Genomic DNA, 19,100 nt, shown 5'->3' on the forward strand with positions numbered 1-19,100 from the left:
TTTCCGACTCCGGGGCGGCGAGGCGCCCCGAACCCCTCTGTCCTCGTCTACTCGGCTTCGGCTGCGAAGAGCTGCGCCCCCCAGACACCGGTGAAGGTGAAGGGGCTGTAGTCGCGCACGCCGATCTCATTGGAGAAGGCCGTCACCGACTTGCCCCACCAGATCGGGGCGTTGACGACCTCCTCCGCGTTCAGCGTCTCGAGTTCGAGCAGCTTCTCGGCACGTTCGACGGGGTCGGTGAGCGCGTTGGCCTCGGAGATGAGAGTCGCGGCCTCGTCGCTGTCGAAACCGTTCGGGTTGGCGGGGCCGACGAGATAGCTGTTCACCTCGGCCGGGTCGCCGGTGGTCGAGAAGTACCACATGAATCCGAGGCCGTGCTCCCCGTCCCCGATCGTCGCGAGCCACTCCTCGATCGGTACTTCTCGCACCGAGACGTCGATCCCGATCTCCCCGAGATTCTCGGCGATCGCCTGTGCGGCGATGCCGATCTGGGGGCCGGTGTTCGGGTAGGTGAGCTCGGTCTCGAGGCCCTCGGCCTCGGTTCCCGAGATGAGCTTCTTCGCGGCTTCGAGATCGAACTCGTGCTGCGGGATGCTCGCGAGGGCCTCCCGCGCCGCGTCGCCGTCGTAGGCCGCGACGAGCGACTCGGGGGTCATGATCGCGGAGGCCGGCTCGCCGTAGCCGCGCAACAGCTTCTCGGCGATGACGTCTCGGTCGATGCTCTGCGCGATCGCGGTGCGCACGTCGATGTCGTCGAAGGGCTCCACATTCTGATCGAACAGCAGACCGAGGTAGGAGAGGTCGTTCATCGACTCGACGCGCATGTCGTCGAGCTTGAGCCACTCGTCGGCCTGGTTGATCGGCACGTTGAACGCGATGTCGATGTCGCCTCCCTGCGCCGCGGCCAGGCGGGTGCTGGCGTCAGGGATGAAGTTGACACGGATCGACTTCGCCTTGGGGATGCCGCCCCACCACGTGTCCACGCGCTCGAGCAGCACGTGGGAGTCGGGCTGGAACTCGGTCACCCGGTAGGGGCCGGTGCCCATGAGCAGGGAACTGCTCGTGCCGATGCTGCCCTCGTGCTGCTCCCAGAAGGCCTGCTGCGTGACGACCAGGGCCCCGCGTTCGACAGGTTCACCAGGAAAGTCGCGTCCGGCGTCTGCGTGCTGATCGTGATCTCGTTGTCGCCGGTCTGCTGAACGGAGTCGATGTTCGCGAGGTAGAACGAGATGCCGGGTGAGGCTTCCGCGTCCTGGGCGCGCTCGATGCTGAAGATGACGTCCGCCGGAGTGACGGGGTCGCCGTTCTGGAACTTGGCGTCCTCGCGGAGGGTGAAGACGTAGGTGAGCTCGTCGGGGGTCTCCCAGGTCTCGGCGAGCGCAGGCACGATCTGACCGTCGGCGTCCTGCCCGACGAGACCCTCCTGAACCGTCGCAGCGAGGTTGTAGTTGAGGATGCCGCTCTCCTGGCCGATGTAGAGATTCGCGAGTGAGCCGGGGAAGGCCACGGTGACCTGGTCGATCTCCTCGCCGGTATCGACGAGCGTGACATCGGGGGACTCCGAGGGCTGTGCATCGCCGCCGGCGCAGCCGACGAGTGCGAGCGAGGCGGCGAGTGCGGCTGCGGCGCCCAGCAGGAGCTTCTTCCGGAACCGGGGAGTGGTGATCTGCATGGGTCGCTCCTTCGCGTGTTCTGCGGTGACGGCCTGCAGCTCGGCGCGCGGCGGAGCGGGCGTCGCAGAGAGCCGTCTCAGGACCGCTGCTCGAGCCGCGGCCGTTGCCGCAAGCGTAGTACAGCCGGGGCGGGGAAGAACGGCTCTGTTACGGAGTGCTGCAGCGGCGATCCCCATGATCGGCGCCGGGGATCCCGGCCGGAGCCCGGGGTCCTCGCGCGAGGGAAGGGATCCCGGCGCGGCGCCGGCTCCGGAGACCGCATTGGACAGGGGCGCTTCTGCTCTCATCGCCCCCCAATGAAAACGCAGAGCACCCCAGCCGAATCGAACAGCTGCGACGTTCCCGCGCCGCATACGATGAGCTGGACACCGCGGCTGAGCGCCGCGCGGTGCACACTCGGAAGGGAACGGAGAGCGCATGCCGTTCACGGCGGACCAGCATGAGGAGACGATCCTCGGGGATATCGGCCGCTCGCTCGCTGAGATGGAGTTCGAGCATCCGCCGGCCGTCACGGCTGCGCTCCGAACCGCACTCGAACTGGGCCCCGTGGGGTACCTGGGCGACGAGGAGATCCTGCGGATGCAGGGCGCGGTGGGCGATTGGCTCGCCGCCTCGTACGGGTGGCGCCCGGCGGCCGAGACGATCCGCCCCGTTCCGGACCTGGTCACCGGGTTCCGCGCGATCCTCACCCACTTCGTTCCCGAGGGCGTGCCCGTCATCGTGCCCACGCCGGGATACATGCCGTTCCTCTCGGTGCCGCAGAGCATCAACCGCCCCGCGATCGAAGTGCCGATGATCGAGGACGGCGCGCACTGGCGATACGACTTCGCCGGGATCCGCGCGGCGTTCGCCGGCGGAGCCCGACTTCTCGTGCTCTGCAATCCTCACAATCCGATCGGCAAAGTCGCTGCGGAGGAGGACCTGCGCGAGATCGAGTGCATCGTCGCCGAGTTCGACGGGCTCGTGTTCGCCGACGAGATACACGCCCCCCTCGTGCTCGGGGAGCGGCCCCACGTCGTCTACGCGGCTCGCTCGCATCGCGCCGCCGCGCACACGATCACGGCGACCTCGGCGTCGAAGGCGTTCAACATCCCGGGCACCAAGTGCGGCCAGCTCGTGTTCACGAATCCCGATCATCTGCGGCACTGGCGGCGCGTGGCGCACTGGCACGAGCACGCCACCTCGGTGCTCGGCGTGATCGCCACCGAGGCCGCCTATGCCGGGGGACGCGCGTGGCTCGACGAGATCGTCGAGGATCTGCGCGAGACGCTGCGGGAGGCGGTGGCCGCGCTGCACGCGTCCGCAGAACGGACCGGCATCAGGGTGATCGCACCCGAGGCCACCTACCTGCTCTGGCTCGACCTGCGAGACAGCGGATTGCTGCGCGACGACGTCTCGGCCGCTCGCGCCGTGTACGACGCCACCCGGATCCGCGTGACGGACGGAGCGGACTGCGGCAGCGCCGGAGCAGGATTCGTGCGGTTCAATGCGGCGCTTCCGCGTCCCCGTGTGCGCGCCGCGATGGAACGTCTCATCGGGGCCGCGGAGGCGGCGCGGGCGGCGGAGGCGGACGGGCCCGGCCATGGAGCCGCCGGATTGCACGGGGTAGGCTGACAACCGTGGAGCGGAGCGAGGCGGGAGCGGAGCACGTGGAGCGGACGCGGGTCGCCCCGTACCTGCCTGAAGTCGGGGCCGTGACGGTGTTCTCAGCGGTGTGGTGCGGCCACTGCTCCAGGCTGAAGGCCGCACTCTCGCGCACGGGGGTGCCGTTCCGAGAGGTGCTCATCGAGGAGGATCCGGAGGCGGAACGCATCGCGATCGAGGCCAACGGAGGCGACTGGCTCATCCCCACGCTGCTCTTCTCGGACGGCTCCGCGCTGGTGAACCCGGCGCCCGCGGAGGTGGTCGCGCACCTCGCGCTTCTCGAGGACGGCGTGTGACATGGAGGGGATCGTCTCGGCTCGGGACCGGTCGGCCCGCAGCGCGCACCGGGGGTCCGCATGAGCTCGGAGATCGATCCCCGAGCGTTGATGTCCTTCCGTGCGGTGGCCGAGCACGGGTCGTTCGCGGGTGCTGCGCGGGCTCTCGGCTGGACCCAGCCCGCCCTCAGCGGGCAGGTGAGCCGGCTCGAGGAGAGCCTGCGGGTCGCGCTGGTCATCCGCACGGTGAAGGGGATCCAGCTGACCGAGGCGGGGAAGCGGCTGCTGCACCACGCCGAGATCATCGACGGGCACCTCGCGCGGGCCGCGCGCGAGGTCGAGGATCTCATCGACGGCGGTACGCGCACCGTTCGCGTCGTCGCGTTCCCCTCAGCGTGCACGAGCATCGTCGCGCCCGCGATGTCCGAGCTCAGCGCTCGTCCGGGCAGTGGAGAGGTATCGCTCGAACTCGAGCAGCAGGAGCCGTGCGCGGTGCCCGAGCTGCTCCGGCGCGGGGCGGCGGACATCGCGCTCGTGTTCCGGTACGACGAGGAGGAGCCGATCGACCGATACGGCGAGTTCGATGCGCTGTCGGCCGGCTGGGATCCGCTTCAGCTCATCGTGTCGCAGCGGCGAGGCTCTGGTGCCGCGCACGCTTCTCGTCGTCTTGCCGCGCACTCCCGCGACAAGTGGGTGGCCGGATGCCCGAGCTGCCGCCAGCATTTCCTGCGGATCGCGGAACGGGAGGGGGTCGCCCCGGACATCAGGCACGCCACCGACGACTACATGGTGGTGCAGGAGCTGGTCGCTCGTGACATGGGGGTCTCGGTGGTGCCGCGGCTCAGTCTCATCAGCTATCGGCACCCGGGCATACGGGCCTACGGGCTCGGTGAGCGGGACGGGAGGCAGCTCACCATTCTGATGGCCAAGGGAGAGAGCCGCGCCGAGGTGCTCGACGTCGTCGACTCCCTTCGGTGGGCCGCCGGGCGAGTGCTCGACCCGGTGCTGGGGGACGACGACGCCGGAGGGTGAGGGGCCCCGCTGCCCGGGGCGCCGGGGTCGGTGCGCGCGATGCAGCGCGGCGCGGCTTCTCACGATTCGGTGAACGGTGCTGCAGAACCGGATGAAATGGGGTTATCGTGAGGCATGGACAAGAAAAGGGTTTCTGAGACCGGCATTCGGGTGGAGATCCCGCAGGGCACCGACGAAGCCGTCGCCGTCGACGAGCTCGTCGACGACTTCCTGCACGGCGATGTCCGAGGCGCGCTGCACGCGCTCCACGAGCCCCACGAGGCGGCGGGCGGGCCGGAGGCCGAAGCGGCCCTGTGAGGTTACCCCTCCATGTTCTCGAGCCGAAGCGCCAGCCACAGCTCGGCGCGGTCGTCGGCGTCGGCGAGTGAGCGCGCCGTGAGGCGCTCGATGCGTGCGAGGCGATCGCGCAGCGTGTTGCGATGGATGCCGAGCGCCGCGGCCGCCGGCCCCCGCTGACCGTCGGCCTCGAAGACGGCGCGCAGCGTCTCGCGCAGCAGCCCGCGGTCGGCCTCGCCGAGCTGCGGATCGTGGAGCGAGAGCGGGCCGAGTACGCGCACGCTCAGCACGCGCCGAGGATCGATCGCGCCGGCTGGCAGCCCGGAGGCCTCCGCTGAGGGGAGCGCTGCCGGACCCGCGCCGCCCATGCCCAGCAACGCCTCGAGCAGCGGCGTGTCGCGATCGGCCCACAGCGTCTGCGGCACCCGCGGCGCCGTGTAGAGGGGGGCGGTGGTGGAGAGCGCGCGCAGGCGGGCGGCGGCGGATCGGCGGCTCAGCGGGATCTCGCCGAGGCGCGCGGGGCGGCCGACGACCGCGTCGAGGTCGTGGCTCGCCGCGACGGCGAGGGACTGCTCGAGGGCGATCTCGGAGTCGGTGCAGAGCTGCCAGGCGAGCGCGAGCCCGGGTGCGCCGGTGTGCCCGGCGGCGGGGCTGATGAGCCGGTCGAGGCCGCTGCGGGGCCGCCGGCGCCAGGCGGCGACGTCTTCGGCTCGTCCCTGCACCGCGATCGCGCGCACGCGCGACGGCAGCTCGAGCGAGGGTGCGAGGATCGCGACGGACGACGGCGACCCGGTACCCTCGAGCAGCGTCGACGTGAGCCGCTCCCAGCGCTCGCGCTCGCGGGTCTCCTCGGCGCTGTCGCCGCGCAGGCTCAGGCTCAGCACCATCGAGCCGGCTGCGATGACGGCGTGCCCCTCCGGGGTGAGGGGCGAGTCCCCGGCGACCGCGAGTCGCAGCGACGACTCCCGGTCGAGCGCGATGTGCTCGGTGCCCCCGGATTCGTTCGCCGCGGCGAATCCGGCGGTCGCCGCGAGCACCGCGCCGTCGGAGGCGACGAGTGCGAGCTGTCTGCCGGTGGCCTGCGCGACGCTCGCGAGCACCTCGGCGGGGCGCTGGCCGCCCCTGGCGCCGTCGAGCAGCCGCTGCTGAGCCTGCAGCGCTCCGCGAGCGGCGCGCAGCTCGTCGGCCCGGATGAGCGCGGCGATGGCCTTGCTCACGGCGATGAAGGGCACGGGGAGGGGGATCTCGAAGAGTGCGACGCGGTACATGCTCGCCGCAGCGATGAGAGGCTGCGGCACGCGGTCGTGATTGACGCCGATGCCGAAGCCGATCGCCGCGACCTGCGCCCGGCTGAGGCTCGCCACGAAGTCGCGCCAGCGGGGATCGTCGGGCGCCAGCGCGAGCCCCGTGGTCATGATGATCTCGCCGCCCTCGAGATAGCTGCTGAGGTCGAGCAGCTCGGTGATGGAGCTCCAGCTGATCTCGGGATCGCCGGGGCCCGCCTGGATGAGCCGCAGGCCCAGGTCGGGCATCGCGAGCAGCTGGGAGAGGGTCGCCATGGGGCGATTCTTGCACAAGGGAGAGCGCGAAGGCTATGCAAGGATGCGGCGAGCCCCGGGGCTCCGATCCATAGACTGGCGATGTGAACGACGATACGCGCACCGAACCGATCCAGAGCGGAGACCCCGCCGGCGCAGCCGCTGCACCGCAGGGGTCCGCGGCCGAGGGCGGCCCCCGCGGAGCCCTCGCCGGGATCCGCGTCGCAGACTTCTCCCGCGTGCTCGCCGGCCCGCACGCGACCATGATCCTCGCCGACCTCGGCGCCGACGTCATCAAGATCGAGAGCCCCGAGGGCGACGGCACCCGACAGTGGCGGCCCCCCGTCAACGCCGTCGGGCAGAGCACCTACTTCGCGGGCGTCAACCGCGGCAAGCGCTCGGTGGTGTGCGACCTGCGCGATCCCGAGGGCATCGCCCGCGCCACCGAGCTCGCCCGCACGGCCGACGTGGTCATCGAGAACTTCAAACCCGGCACCATGGAGAAGTTCGGCCTCGGCTACGATGCCGTCTCAGCCGAGAACCCCGGAGTGGTCTACTGCTCGATCTCGGGCTTCGGAGACGCGGCCGGGCGCGACCTGCCGGGTTACGACCTGCTCGTGCAGGCCGTCGGCGGGCTCATGAGCATCACCGGCCAGAGCGACGAGACCGGCGGCGAGCCCACCAAGGTGGGCGTCGCGCTCGTCGACATCCTCACCGGCCTCAACTCGGTCATCGGCATCCAGGCCGCCCTGCGCGCCCGCGACGGCGCGGCCGACCATCCGGGCACCGGCCGCGGCCAGCACGTCAAGGTCACCCTGCTCGGCTCGCTGCTCTCGGCTCTCGCCAACCAGGCCTCATCGACCCTCGAGACCGGCGTCTCACCCGGGCGCATGGGCAACGCCCACCCCTCGATCTCGCCCTACGAGACCCTCGACGCCGCCGACCAGGCCATCGCCCTCGCGGTCGGCACCGACGGTCAGTTCGCCCGCCTCTGCGACGTGCTCGGCGTCCCCGAGCTCGCCGCCGACCCGCGCTACGCGAGCAACCCCGAGCGGGTCGCGCACCGCGCCGAGCTGCGAACCGCGCTCGAGGCGCCCCTGCGCACCCGCCCCGCCGCCGAGTGGATCGAGGCCTTCACCGCCGCGAACATCCCGGCCGGGCGCGTGAACAGCATCGCCCAGGCGCTCGAACTCGCCGACTCGCTCGGCCTCGACCCCGTCGCCGAGACCGTCGCGACCGGCCCTGACGGCGAGCAGCACGTGCTGCGCTCCGTCGCCACGCCGATCCAGCTCTCCGACACCCCCGCCCGCTACGAGACCCCGCCGCCCGCAGTGGGCGAGCACCAGAGCGCCGACTGGCTGCCGCGCTAGGCCCGATCCCGAATCCTCCCCCTGAGCAAAGGACCCACCATGACCACCACCATCGACCAGCTGTTCAACGTCTCCGACTTCGTCACCGAAGAAGAGCGCGACTGGCAGCTGCGCGCCCGCGAGTTCGCTCAGACGCGCATCCGCCCCATCATCGACCAGGCCTTCGAAGACCGCCGCCTACCCGTCGAGCTGCTGCCCGAGGTGGGCGAGTTCGGCGCCTTCGGCATGTACATGAACGGCTACGGCCTCAAGGGCGCGTCGTCGGTGGCCTACGGCCTCGTGGCGATGGAGTTCGAGGCGGTCGACTCCGGCTTCCGCACCGCGCTGTCGGTGCAGGGCTCGCTCGCGATGGGCGCCATCTACAAGTTCGGCTCGGAGGAGCAGAAGCAGCAGTGGCTGCCCGCCATGGGCCGCGGCGAGGCCGTCGGCTTCTTCGGGCTCACCGAGCCCCAGGGCGGATCCGACCCCAACACCATGCTCACCACCGCCCGTCGCGAGGGCGACGAGTGGGTGCTCAACGGCAAGAAGCGCTGGATCGGGCTCGCCACCATCGCCCAGGTCGGCGTGATCTGGGCGAAGGACGAGGAGGGCATCGTGCGCGGCTTCGTCGTGCCGACCGACACCCCCGGCTTCACGGCGACCGCCATCGAGAACAAGCTCTCCATGCGGGCCTCGCTGCAGACCGAGATCGAGCTGACCGACGTGCGGCTGCCCGCCGACGCGATCCTGCCGGGCTCGAAGGGCCTCTCGTCGCCGTTCAAGTGCCTCAACGAGGCGCGCTACGGCATCGCCTGGGGCGTCATGGGCGCCGCCCGCTCCTGCCTGGAGGCGGCCGTGACGCGCTCGCAGGAGCGCGAGGTGTTCGGCACCCCGATCGGGGGCAAGCAGATCATCCAGGCGAAGCTCGCCGACATGTTCGTCGAGTACGAGAAGGGGCTGCTGCTCGCGCTGCACCTCGGCCGCCTGAAGGACGCCGGCAACCTGACGTACGGCCAGATCTCGGTGGGCAAGCTCAACAACGTGCGCGAGGCGATCAAGATCGCCGGCACCGCGCGCGCCATCCTCGGCGGAGACGGCATCACGAGCGACTTCCCCGTGATGCGCCACATGGCCAACCTGGAGTCGGTGCGCACCTACGAGGGCACCGACGAGGTGCACCAGCTGGTGATCGGCCGCGAGCTGACCGGCATCGCCGCCTTCTGAGGCGCCAGGGGCCGGCGTCGAATCAGGAGAGGGCCCGGGCAAGATCTCAGCGGTCAGCAAGCGACGCCAGCGCCGGCGGGTGCCGCCGCCAATAGTTCTATTTGATATAGAGTTATTGTCATGTTGATCCGCATCGACGAGGCGAGCGAGCGCCCCATCTACGCCCAGATCGCCGACTCCGTGCGCGCCGACGTGGCGAGCGGGCGCATCGGCCCCGGTGGCTCCCTGCCGCCCGCCCGCGAGGTCGCGACCGGGCTCGGCATCAACGTGCACACGGTGCTGCGCGCCTATCAGCAGCTGCGCGACGAGGGGCTGATCGATCTCAAGCGGCGGCGCGGTGCCGTGGTGACGCCCGCAGCCGCGAGGCTCGCGGAGTTGCAGGGGGAGGTGCGGGCGCTCGTCGACCGCGCCGCGCAGTTGGGCGTCGGCACCGCTCTGCTCGCAGCGCTCGTCGCCGAGACGCCGGCCGATCCGCAACCGCCGCTCGGCATCGCGCCGCGCGAGGCCGCGGCATGAGCGAACGGCACCTGCGCGCGGTCGGCGCCGACGAGGTCGGCGGAGCGGCAGACGAACCCTTCAGCGGCGCCGAGGCGCCCGAGCTCGCACTGCTGACACCTCAGCAGCGAAGCGAGTTGCGCCGCGCGAAGCGCGCGGCGCTGTGGGTGGGGTTGATCCTGCCCCTCGTGGTCGTCGTCGCCGCGATGGCGGTGCTGCTCGCGTGGTCGGGGCGGCTGCCGGATCCTGTCGCCAGGCACTGGTCGGGCGATGAACCGGACGGGTTCAGCAGCCAGACCGCGAATCTGCTGACCTACCTCGGCCTCGGGGGCGGCATGGCGGTGCTCTTCGGGCTCATCGGGCTACTCGGCGCGGGACAGTCGACGCAGGCGGTCTGGTCGGTGATGAACCGCATCATGGCCGCCGCGTCGCTGACCATCGTCACCTCGATCATGGTGATGGCCGTGCTCACCGCGCACCTGCAGCTCGACCTCTCGGACGCGAGAGACGCGCCAGGTCCGGGGGCGGCCCCCGGTCTCAGCTTCGGGGCGGGGATCGCGCTCGGGGTGCTCGCGTTCTTCGTGCAGCCGAGAGTGCGCGTCGACGCCCCGCCCGGCGATGAGCCGCCGAGGCTCGAGCTGGGGAAGACGGAGCGAGCGGTCTGGACGGGAGAGGTGAGACCCACGCGGGTGTTCGGGTGGGCGATGTTCGGAACGATCGCCGCGATGGCCGCGGGAACCCTCTCGGTGTGGCTCGCCGAGGGTGTCGGTATCGCGCTCTGGATCATGCTCGGCGCCCTGCTGCTGGTGGTCGTGCTGCTCACGACCCACCTCTGGTTCCGGGTGAGAGCGGACCGCGACGGGATCGAGGCCCGTTCCCTGCTCGGGTGGCCCGCCTTCCGCGCACCGATCGGGGATATCGCACGGGTCGAGGTGCGCGAGATCGCTCCCTTCGCGGAGTGGGGCGGGTGGGGCACCCGCTGGATACCGGGGCGGGGCGTCGGCATCGTCATGCGCACCGGTGAGGGCCTCGTGGTGACGCGACGGGACGGCCGTCTCTTCGCGCTGACAGTCGACGACGCCGCCACCGCGGCCGCGCTGCTCACCGCAGCGGTGCGGCGCAACGGCGAAGAACCGGGCGGCGATGCACCCGCGGACGACACGCACGACACAGACGACACCACGGAGGAGAGGCGGTCATGAACGACGCGATGAATGAGGCGGCCGAGCCGGGCGAGGGCGCGACGATCGGCGCCGCGAGCGCCGCCCATCCCGGCGAGACGGGCGGGGCGGGGCCCGAGGCCGGTCCCGTCGCGAGCATCGGCGGCCCCGCAACGGCGAGCCCGGGCCGCCCCGACCGGCTCGCCCGCGTGCCGTGGGGGCCGGTCGCCCTCTTCGTCGCACTGGCCTTCGGCCTGGCCTGGCTCGTGGCGCTGCCGCTCTGGCTCATGGACCTCGAGAGCTCGGCGGCGCAGCTGGTGTTCCCCATCACGGCCTCGGCGATGATGTTCACCCCGGCGATCGCGGCGGTCGTGACGATGTTCGCGACGCGCACCCCTCGGGGGGAGCGCCTGCGGTTCCTCGGCATGTGGCCCCTGCGACCCGCCAAGCGGGTGGTCGGCATGATGCTGCTCGCCCTCTTCGCCCCCCCCCTCGCGGTCTTCGCTCTGGCGACCGCGGTGGCCGTGCTGTGCGGGTGGGTGCAGCTCGACCTCGTGCACTTCTCGGGTTTCGTCGAGGCGAACACCGCCGCGCTGCCCGAGGGAGTGGACCCGGGGATCATGCCGCAGCCCGGCCTGCTCATCGCCATCAACCTCGCGCTGTTCCCGATCCTCGCGGTGATCCCCAACTCGATCGTCGGCTTCGGCGAGGAGCTGGGGTGGCGCGGCTGGCTGCTGCCCGCGCTGCGACCGCTGGGCCTGTGGCCCTCGCTGCTGCTGAGCGGAGCGATCTGGGGGCTGTGGCACGCACCGCTCACCCTGCTCGGGCACAACTACGGCCTGTTCGACTGGCGCGGTGTCGCCCTGATGACGCTCAACTGCACGATCTCGGGCGTGGTCTTCGGGTGGCTGCGCCTGCGATCGGGCTCGGTGTGGCCGGCGGCGATCGGGCACGGCGCATTCAACGGCACCGGCGGGATGATCGTGTGGTTCATGGCCGCGGGCCAGCTGGAGACGTTCGACACCGCGCTCGCGAGCGTCGCGGGAGTGGCGGGCTGGATCGTGTTCGCCGTCATCATCGCGGTGCTCGCGCTCACGGGGCAGCTGAAGCGTGAACCGGAGCTCGCGCCGCGCAGGTGATGAGCGTCGCGCGTCGGAGCCCCCTCGCGGGTGCCAGGACGCGAGCCGCGCTGCGCGGCGGGCGGCGCTCAGTGCTCGGGGAACCACCACTCGGGTGAGAGGGCGACGACCGAGCGCAGCACCTCGTCGTGGTCGGAGGAGCCGCTCAGCAACCATGCCTTGATCGCGCCGACGAGGCCGTGGGCGAAGAACCTGGCGACGATGCTGCGATCCACGTCGGGCAGCGGCGGCTGCAGCCGGGAACGGCTCTCGAGGTACTGCTCGAGGGTCTCGGTGAAGTGGTCGGCCAGCAGGTTCGGCACCGTGCCGTCTTGCGGGGAGTCGATGGACAGCTCGTAGAGGTTGCGGTGGCGGTCGATGTGGTCGAGCACCTCGCTCACGCTGGCCCGGAGGAACTCGACCGGGTCTGCGCCGTTCGAAGCGAAGCCGTCGACGAACCGGGTGCGGGCCTGATCGAGGTCGAGGGAGAGAGCGGCGCCGAGCGCCTCGGCGGGGGTGGTGAAGTGCTTGTAGAAGGTGACGCGGTTGATGCCGGCCTCGGCTGCGAGCTCGGAGACGGTGATGCTGGGAACGGCTTTCTCGGTCGCGAGGTCGATGATGGCGCGATTCAGCGCGGCCCTGGTTCGGACGATTCTCGCGTCGGTCATACGACTACCTTAGTGCGCCGACCCCGAAGAAGTATCGGAAACTGCGCGGGTGAGCTCTGCGATGCGCTCGGCCGCATCGGGGTGGCGGCGCTGCAGCAGATCGCGATCGCCGAGCTCGAAACCCTGCCATTCGAACGGCGGGGCCATGGTCGTGCCGATGAGCGACCATGGGCCGAGGGGTGAGGATCCCTGCATCACGCCCGGCGGCACGACGAGCTGGGGCAGCTGCCCGGCGTCGGGGTCGGGGCCGAGCAGCCGCTCCTCTGCGCGGCCGTCGGGATGCAGCAGCAGCAGGCGGAGCGGGGAGCCCGCGTACCAGTGGTAGACCTCGACCGAGTCGAGGGCGTGCAGCGCCGAGAAGTCGGGGTCTGCGAGCAGGTAGTAGATGGCGCTCGAGTGCTCGTCGAGGTGCGTGCGGCGGAAGAGCCCGCCCTCGTGCTCGAGCGGCTCGAGGCCGAGGTGCCGCACCCAGCGCGCGGCCTCGACCGGGAGCCCCGCGAGGTCGCCCGGCTGCGCACCGGCCTGCTCGGTCGCGCTGCCGCCCGCCGACTCGCTCACGCCAGCGCCGCTTCCCGTGTCTTGCGGAAGCGCTTGCTCATGAGGACGAGCACGAGCAGGGTCACGACGTAGGGTCCCGCGTCGGTGAGCTGCTGCGGCAGGCCGAACGACTGCAGGCGGAACCCGATGGCGTCGGCGAAGCCGAACAGCAGGGCGGCGCCGAGCACGCCCACCGGGTGGGCCCGCGCGAGCATCACCGCGACGACGGCGATCCAGCCGCGACCCGCCGACATGTTCTCCGTGAACTGCACCACGTTGCCGAGAGCCAGTTGCGCGCCGCCGAGGCCCGCGAGGGCGCCTGAGGCGATGACCGCACCCAACTGGTAGCGCTGCGGGTTGACACCCATGGTGGCCGCCGCGAGGGGCCGCTCGCCGACGCCGCGCAGACGCAGGCCGAGCGGTGTGCGGAACAGCATGACCCACAGGGCGGGCACGAGCAGCAGCGCGAGATAGCCGAGCGGCGTGAGCGAGAACAGCGCGCCGAGCACGGGGATGTCGGCGAGCACCGGGATGCGCCACACCGGGATGCCGTCGATGCCGGGATCCTGGAACACGCCCTGCACGTTGAAGATCGCGACGAGCAGGAAGCTCGTCATGCCCACCGCCAGGATGTTCATCGCGATCGCGAGCACGATGGGGTCGCCCTTGCGGTAGACCGACCCGTAGCCGAGGATCAGCGAGAACAGCGCGCCGGCGATCATCGCGACGATCACGCCGACGATCCAGTTGTGCGCGAAGAACGAGGCCGCGACGCCGCAGAACGCGCCGACGAGGATCATGCCCTCGAGGCCGATGTTGAAGATGCCGACGCGCTCGGCGAGCATGCCTCCGAGGGCCGCGAGCAGGATCGGGATGAGCGAGCGCAGCACCGAGGAGACGAGATCCTGGTCGAACAGGTCGAGGAAGTTCATCACTCGGACTCCTTCTCGGCGGCGGTGTCGGGCGCCTCGGGAACGGCTGCTCCGGTGAGAGCGGGCTGCGGTTCGCCCGGCGTCGGCAGCGGCGGGGGAGCCGCGGCGCCCTCTCCGCCCGCCCGCCTGCGGCGGAACCGGGGCAGCGCGACGCGGAACGCGAGCAGGATGATGACGAGCGCCTGGATCACGGCCGCGATCTGGGGCGACAGGCCGAGCTCGCGGCCCATCGCGTCGCTGCCGACCATGATGGCGGCGAAGAAGGTGCCCGCGATCACGATGCCGACCGGGCGGTAGAGGGCGAGCAGGGTGACGAGCAGGGCCGTCCACGCGTAGTTGGTCTGCACGAAGTAGCCCTCGATGAGGCGCGTGTTGGGCGCCCCGATCACGAGCATGAGGCCGAAAAGGCCGGCGAGGCCGCCCGAGAGCGCCATCGTGCGCAGCACGAGCGGCCCGGGCTTCACGCCGCCGTAGCGCACGAACTCGGCGTTCTGACCGCTGAGACCCGACTCGAAGCCGTAGCGGGTGCGGCGGTTCATGAAGATCGTCGCGATGACCACGAGGATCAGCACGATGAGCGACCAGTTGACGCCGGTGAGCACGGCCGTGACGGGATTCGTGGCGCCGAGGCTGCCGCGCAGCGTCTCGGCGAGGCCCGAGTCGCGCGGCACGATCATCGACAGCTGCACCTCGGGCCGCACCTGGTCGCTCGCCACGAGGTCGGAGCTCGACTCGTCGAGCCGGAAGCGGATGAGCCACGATGAGAAGTAGCGCGCGGGGTAGTTGAGCAGCAGCGTGGAGAGCAGGATCGGCACGCCGAGCAGGTTCTGCAGCACCGCGGCGATGAGCCCCCAGGCGGCGCCGACGACCACCGCGGTGACGAGGGCGAGCAGCAGCACGAGGAAGGCCGGGCCGGGAACGTAGATCGCGACGATGCCGCCCGCGAGTGCGCCGAGACCGGCCTGCCCCTCGGTGCCGAGGTTCAGCACGCCGGCGCGGAAGGCGATGGCGATGGCGATGCCGATGCCGATGATCGGCACGGCGCGCTGCAGCGTGTTCGCGAGGCCGGCGCCGGTGCCGAACGACCCCTGCAGCATCGCGGCGTACCCGCTGAGCGGGTCGACGCCCGCGATCAGCATGAAGCAGGCGCCGATGAGGAAGGCCAGCACGATCGAGACCGGGATCGGCCCCGCGAGCCAGCGCCCGACTCTCTGCAGAGCGCTCACAGTGCGGCTCCCTTCCCGTTGTTCTGCGACGCGGTCGAACCGGCGAGCGTCGCGGCGAACGCGCCGGGGCGATGCCGCTCCTCGGGTTCGTGGCCGGCCATGTAGAGACCGAGCAGCGCGTCATTCGCCTCGGACTTCGGAACCTCGGCGACGATGCGCCCCTCGAACATCACCAGGATGCGCGACGACAGCGACATGATCTCGCTGAGCTCGGCCGAGATGAGCAGCAGCGCGCCTCCGTTGTCGCGGTACTTGCAGAGCTCGCGGTGGATCGCCTCGATGGCGCCGATGTCGACGCCGCGGGTGGGCTGCTCGGCGATGAGCAGGGGCGAGCGGTAGTCGAGCTCGCGGGCGACGACCACCTTCTGCAGGTTGCCGCCCGACAGGGTGCCGACGGGTGTGGTGGGCCCCGCGATCTTCACGCCGAAGCGCTGGATCAGGCGTTTGGCGTGCTCGAGCATGGCCGAGCGTGAGAGCAGGCCGCGCTGCAGGATCGGCGCTCGGCGGTGGTGACCGAGGGCGAGGTTGTCGATCGCGTCGGCGGTGCCGGCGCTGCCGACCGCGTGGCGATCCTCGGGGATGTAGGCGATGCCCCCGTCGCGGCGCTCGGCGATGGTGGCGCGGCTGAGGTCTGAGCCGGACACCGAGACGGTGCCGGCACCGACCTGGCGCATGCCGATGATCGCCTCGGCCAGCTCGACCTGCCCGTTGCCGGCGACGCCCGCGATGCCGACGATCTCGCCCGCGCGCACGAACAGCTCGGCCTGCGAGACGGCGTTGCGCTCGCCCGTGCCGGGAACGGTGAGGCCACGCACGTCGAGCACGACCTCGCCGGGCCGCTGAGCGGGAGGAGGGGTGCTGAGGTCGACGTCGCGGCCCGTCATGTGCCGGGTGATCTCGGCGGGCGAGCTCTCGGCGGTGACCAGCTGGGCGACGTTGCGGCCGTCGCGCAGCACGGTGACCCGGTCGGAGATCGCCATGGCCTCGTTCAGCTTGTGGGTGATGATGATGATCGTGCGGCCGTCGGCTTTGAGGGCGCGCAGCACGTCGAAGAGGCGCTCGGTCTCCTGCGGGGTGAGCACGGCGGTGGGCTCGTCGAGGATGAGCACGCGCGCCTCGCGGTACAGCGCCTTCACGATCTCGACGCGCTGCAGCACGCCGACGGGCACCGAGTCGACGCGGGCGCCCGGATCGATCGAGAGGCCGTAGCGCTCGGCGATCTCGGCGACCTGGCGGCCGGCGGCCTGACGATCGATGAGCCCCCGCTTCGTGGGCTCGGCGCGGAACACCACGTTCTCGGCGATGGTGAGCGAGGGGAAGAGCTTGAACGACTGGAAGACCATGCCGATGCCGGCGTCGATCGCGTCGAGGGGCGAGGAGAGCGTGCGGCGCTCGCCGCGGATGAAGATCTCGCCCTCGTCGGGCTGGTAGACGCCGGCGAGCATCGACATCAGGATCGACTTGCCCGCGCCGTTCTCGCCCATGAGGGCGTGGATCTCGCCCGTCTCGACCTCGAAGTCGACGTTGTCGTCGGCGAGCACGCCGGGGAAGCGCTTGGTGATGCCGCGCATCGAGACCTCGGCGACCATCATCGCTCCTTCGTTCGTGTGCCGTGCGAGTGTTCTGAGTGTATGCGACACCACCGACAACGCCGCCCGGGCCTGCGCAGCCTGGGCGGCGTTGTCGGAGCGGTCGTTACGCGGTGGGGTCCTTGACCTCGATCTTGCCGCTCACGATGTCGTCGCGGGTCTGCTCGACCTGCTCGAGCACCTCGGGGTGGTCCATCACGGTGCACTGCGAGTCGGCGGCGTCCTCGGTGAGGCTGACGATCGTCATGCCCTCCTCCGCGAGGCCGAACGAGGTGGTCGCCTCGGTCGAGCTCTTGCCGTCCATGATCTCGCCGACCACGGTCTCGACCACCTTGTCGACGGCCTTGATGGTGCCGTCGACCACGAAGCCGGGCGCCATCGGGCACTGGTTGGCGTCGACGCCGTAGGCCGAGAAGCCCTTCTCGGCGGCGGCCTCCATGATGCCGCCGTTCGCGGCGGCGCCGACGGCGAAGACCTGGTCGACTCCGGTGCCGGCGAACGCGATCGCCTGCTCCTTCGCGCGCGCGGTGTCGGCGAACGGGTTGTCGCCGCCGATGACCTGCGGGGCGACGGTGTCGACCTCGGGGTTGACGCTCTTCGCACCCTCGGCGAAGCCCTCGGAGTACTTCGCGAGCAGCGGGATGTCGAGCGAGATGACCGAGCCGACCTTGTCGGCCTCCGTCAGCAGGCCGGCCTCGACGCCGAGCAGGTAGGACGGCTCCTGCTCGCGGAAGGTGGCCTGGTAGAGGTTCTCGGGGGCGCCCTCGACGAAGGTGTCGATGAGCACGAACTTCTGCTGCGGGTTCTGCTCGGCGAGCTCGACGGCCACGTCGCCGAACTGGAAGCCGAGCATTACGATGACCTCGGGGGCCTCGGCGATCGCGGCCTCGAGGTTCGAGCGGCGCTGAGCGTCGTCCTTCGACTCGAAGGTCTTGGCGCTGCCCTCGAACTGCTCGGCCACGCGGTCGATGCCGACCTTGCCCGACTTGAGGAACTCGTTCTGACCGATGGGGTCGCTCGTGATGTAGATGAACGAGGGCCCCTCGGCGCCCGCCTCGGAGCCGCCGTTGTCGCCACCGCCGCCGGAGCAGGAGGTGAGCAGGAGCGCGGCCGAAGCGGCGCCCGCGATCAGGGCCGCGCGGGCGCGACGCTTGGTGAAGAACATGGATGATCCTTTCGAGTGGAACGGGGACAGCGGTAGAAGCTTAGGCGCGCAGATCGTCGAGCGGCACCCCGGCGAGGGTCTCGCCGCGGCCGGGCAGGATCACGCGCCGCTCGGTCACGATGGCCGTGATGAGCTCGTGCGGGGTGACGTCGAAGGCGGGGTTGACCGCGCCGACCCCCTCGGGTGCGGTGCGGGTCCCGCCGAAGCCGGCGACCTCTGCCGCGCCGCGATCCTCGATCTCGATGTCGGCGCCGCTCGCGGTCGACATGTCGACCGTCGACTCTGGGGCGACCACGATGAACGGCACACCCGCGTGCTGCGCGGCGAGCGCGAGCGAGAACGAGCCGATCTTGTTGGCGGTGTCGCCGTTCGCGGCGATGCGGTCGGCGCCGATGAACACCGCGTCGGCGATGCCGCGCGAGAGCAGGAAGGGGCCGGCCGAGTCGATGAGGAGTCGGAAGGGGGCCTCCATGCGCTGCAGCTCCCACGCGGTGAGGCGGGCGCCCTGCAGCAGCGGACGGGTCTCGAGCGGGAACGCCTCCTCGAGGGATCCCTGCTCGAGCAGCGTCTGGATCACGCCGAGTGCGGTGCCGCGCTCCACCGTGGCGAGGCTGCCCGTGTTGCAGATGGTCATGACGCGCACGCGATCCTTGCCCGTGAGCTCGCGCGTCAGATCCGCGCCGCGCAGGCCCATCGAGACGCAGGCCGCGATGTCCTCGTCGCGGATCGCGAGCGCCTCATCGAGGATCGCCTCCGCGCCCGCGTCGAGCCTCGTGAGGGCGCGATCCACGCCCCAGGAGAGGTTGACCGCGGTGGGCCGCGCCTCGCGCAGCAGCTTCGCCTGACGGCGCACCTCGTCGCGATCCAGCTCGGTGTCGCCCCCCGCCTCGGCGACGCTCGCCGCGATGAGCGCGGTGCCCATCGCACCCGCGACGCCGAGCGCCGGGGCGCCGCGCACCGCGAGCCGCTGGATGTCGTCGATGAGCTCGGGGAGCTCGGTGACCCGCAGCGCCTCGATGCGGTGCGGCAGCAGGGTCTGGTCGATCAGTTCGATGGCTCCGTCGACCCAGTCGATCGTGCGCAAGCGGTGCCCCCTATTGGATATCGCGGATGACTGCAGTACAGAATACCGCTCCCGATCGCCTTCCGGGTTCACGAGTCGGTTACAAGACGTTCACAGGAGAGAGCGCGTGTCACTT

At 70.9% G+C, this 19,100-nt stretch carries 19 protein-coding genes; 9 read left to right on the forward strand and 10 right to left on the reverse strand.

The annotated features are described in order from the left end of the window. Positions 1-47 precede the first annotated feature (47 nt). The gene (locus Leucomu_RS15670) at positions 48-1,046 is read right to left on the reverse strand and encodes an ABC transporter substrate-binding protein (RefSeq protein WP_267128440.1); all 999 of its coding nucleotides are present in this window, start codon (positions 1,044-1,046) and stop codon (positions 48-50) included. Next, the gene (locus Leucomu_RS15675) at positions 1,022-1,672 is read right to left on the reverse strand and encodes an ABC transporter substrate-binding protein (protein ID WP_267128441.1); all 651 of its coding nucleotides are present in this window, start codon (positions 1,670-1,672) and stop codon (positions 1,022-1,024) included. The genes Leucomu_RS15670 and Leucomu_RS15675 overlap by 25 nt, the downstream gene beginning before the upstream one ends. Before the next feature lie 418 nt (positions 1,673-2,090). On the opposite strand from Leucomu_RS15675, the gene Leucomu_RS03160 reads away from it, so the two are divergent. The 4 genes from Leucomu_RS03160 to Leucomu_RS03175 all read left to right on the forward strand — a co-directional run bounded on the left by Leucomu_RS03160 (position 2,091) and on the right by Leucomu_RS03175 (position 4,921). Next, entirely contained in the window at positions 2,091-3,287 is a 1,197-nt protein-coding gene (locus tag Leucomu_RS03160) for a MalY/PatB family protein (protein WP_128386314.1), read from the forward strand. 5 nt (positions 3,288-3,292) lie between these two features. Further along, positions 3,293-3,613 (forward strand): glutaredoxin domain-containing protein, encoded by a 321-nt coding sequence (locus Leucomu_RS03165; protein ID WP_128386315.1) that lies wholly within the window; start codon positions 3,293-3,295, stop codon positions 3,611-3,613. Positions 3,614-3,703: 90 nt separating this feature from the next. After that, positions 3,704-4,624, forward strand: coding sequence for a LysR family transcriptional regulator (locus Leucomu_RS03170; protein ID WP_164884502.1), 921 nt, complete (start codon positions 3,704-3,706; stop codon positions 4,622-4,624). Between the two features lie 114 nt (positions 4,625-4,738). Beyond that, positions 4,739-4,921 carry a hypothetical protein gene (locus Leucomu_RS03175; RefSeq protein ID WP_128386317.1) on the forward strand — a complete coding sequence of 61 codons (183 nt, stop codon included), beginning with the start codon at positions 4,739-4,741 and terminating at the stop codon, positions 4,919-4,921. 2 nt (positions 4,922-4,923) lie between these two features. Here the strand turns inward: Leucomu_RS03175 and Leucomu_RS03180 are convergent, their stop codons facing one another. After that, entirely contained in the window at positions 4,924-6,459 is a 1,536-nt protein-coding gene (locus Leucomu_RS03180; protein ID WP_128386318.1) for a PucR family transcriptional regulator, read from the reverse strand. An 83-nt stretch (positions 6,460-6,542) separates the two neighbouring features. On the opposite strand from Leucomu_RS03180, the gene Leucomu_RS03185 reads away from it, so the two are divergent. The 5 genes from Leucomu_RS03185 to Leucomu_RS03205 all read left to right on the forward strand — a co-directional run bounded on the left by Leucomu_RS03185 (position 6,543) and on the right by Leucomu_RS03205 (position 11,805). After that, a complete protein-coding gene (locus Leucomu_RS03185) occupies positions 6,543-7,808 on the forward strand; it encodes a CaiB/BaiF CoA transferase family protein (RefSeq protein WP_128386319.1) in 1,266 nt (421 codons plus the stop codon). Between the two features lie 39 nt (positions 7,809-7,847). Then, positions 7,848-9,011, forward strand: coding sequence for an acyl-CoA dehydrogenase family protein (locus Leucomu_RS03190; RefSeq protein ID WP_017882955.1), 1,164 nt, complete (start codon positions 7,848-7,850; stop codon positions 9,009-9,011). Positions 9,012-9,131: 120 nt separating this feature from the next. Then, on the forward strand, positions 9,132-9,527 hold the full coding sequence (locus Leucomu_RS03195) for a GntR family transcriptional regulator (RefSeq protein WP_128386320.1): 396 nt from the start codon (positions 9,132-9,134) through the stop codon (positions 9,525-9,527). After that, a complete protein-coding gene (locus Leucomu_RS03200) occupies positions 9,524-10,708 on the forward strand; it encodes a hypothetical protein (RefSeq protein ID WP_128386321.1) in 1,185 nt (394 codons plus the stop codon). The genes Leucomu_RS03195 and Leucomu_RS03200 overlap by 4 nt, the downstream gene beginning before the upstream one ends. After that, a complete protein-coding gene (locus Leucomu_RS03205; protein ID WP_128386322.1) occupies positions 10,705-11,805 on the forward strand; it encodes a CPBP family intramembrane glutamic endopeptidase in 1,101 nt (366 codons plus the stop codon). Before Leucomu_RS03200 ends, Leucomu_RS03205 begins: the two co-directional genes overlap by 4 nt. 68 nt (positions 11,806-11,873) lie before the next feature. Here Leucomu_RS03205 and Leucomu_RS03210 read toward each other — a convergent pair whose 3' ends face one another. The 7 genes from Leucomu_RS03210 to mtnA all read right to left on the reverse strand — a co-directional run bounded on the left by Leucomu_RS03210 (position 11,874) and on the right by mtnA (position 18,985). Further along, positions 11,874-12,452 (reverse strand): TetR/AcrR family transcriptional regulator, encoded by a 579-nt coding sequence (locus Leucomu_RS03210; protein ID WP_128386323.1) that lies wholly within the window; start codon positions 12,450-12,452, stop codon positions 11,874-11,876. A 9-nt stretch (positions 12,453-12,461) separates the two neighbouring features. Continuing rightward, positions 12,462-13,010 (reverse strand): cupin domain-containing protein, encoded by a 549-nt coding sequence (locus tag Leucomu_RS03215; protein WP_128386324.1) that lies wholly within the window; start codon positions 13,008-13,010, stop codon positions 12,462-12,464. After that, complete coding sequence (locus tag Leucomu_RS03220) at positions 13,007-13,921, reverse strand: ABC transporter permease (RefSeq protein ID WP_128386325.1); 915 nt, start codon at positions 13,919-13,921, stop codon at positions 13,007-13,009. The genes Leucomu_RS03215 and Leucomu_RS03220 overlap by 4 nt, the downstream gene beginning before the upstream one ends. Beyond that, the gene (locus Leucomu_RS03225; protein ID WP_128386326.1) at positions 13,921-15,147 is read right to left on the reverse strand and encodes an ABC transporter permease; all 1,227 of its coding nucleotides are present in this window, start codon (positions 15,145-15,147) and stop codon (positions 13,921-13,923) included. The genes Leucomu_RS03220 and Leucomu_RS03225 overlap by 1 nt, the downstream gene beginning before the upstream one ends. Next, positions 15,144-16,736 (reverse strand): ABC transporter ATP-binding protein, encoded by a 1,593-nt coding sequence (locus Leucomu_RS03230; protein WP_128386327.1) that lies wholly within the window; start codon positions 16,734-16,736, stop codon positions 15,144-15,146. The genes Leucomu_RS03225 and Leucomu_RS03230 overlap by 4 nt, the downstream gene beginning before the upstream one ends. Before the next feature lie 106 nt (positions 16,737-16,842). Beyond that, the gene (locus Leucomu_RS03235; protein ID WP_017882964.1) at positions 16,843-17,901 is read right to left on the reverse strand and encodes a BMP family ABC transporter substrate-binding protein; all 1,059 of its coding nucleotides are present in this window, start codon (positions 17,899-17,901) and stop codon (positions 16,843-16,845) included. Positions 17,902-17,941: 40 nt separating this feature from the next. Further along, entirely contained in the window at positions 17,942-18,985 is a 1,044-nt protein-coding gene (gene mtnA, locus Leucomu_RS03240) for an S-methyl-5-thioribose-1-phosphate isomerase (protein ID WP_128386328.1), read from the reverse strand. Positions 18,986-19,100 lie beyond the last annotated feature (115 nt).

The organism is Leucobacter muris, from assembly GCF_004028235.1.
In the GTDB taxonomy this organism is placed as follows: Bacteria; Actinomycetota; Actinomycetes; order Actinomycetales; family Microbacteriaceae; genus Leucobacter; species Leucobacter muris.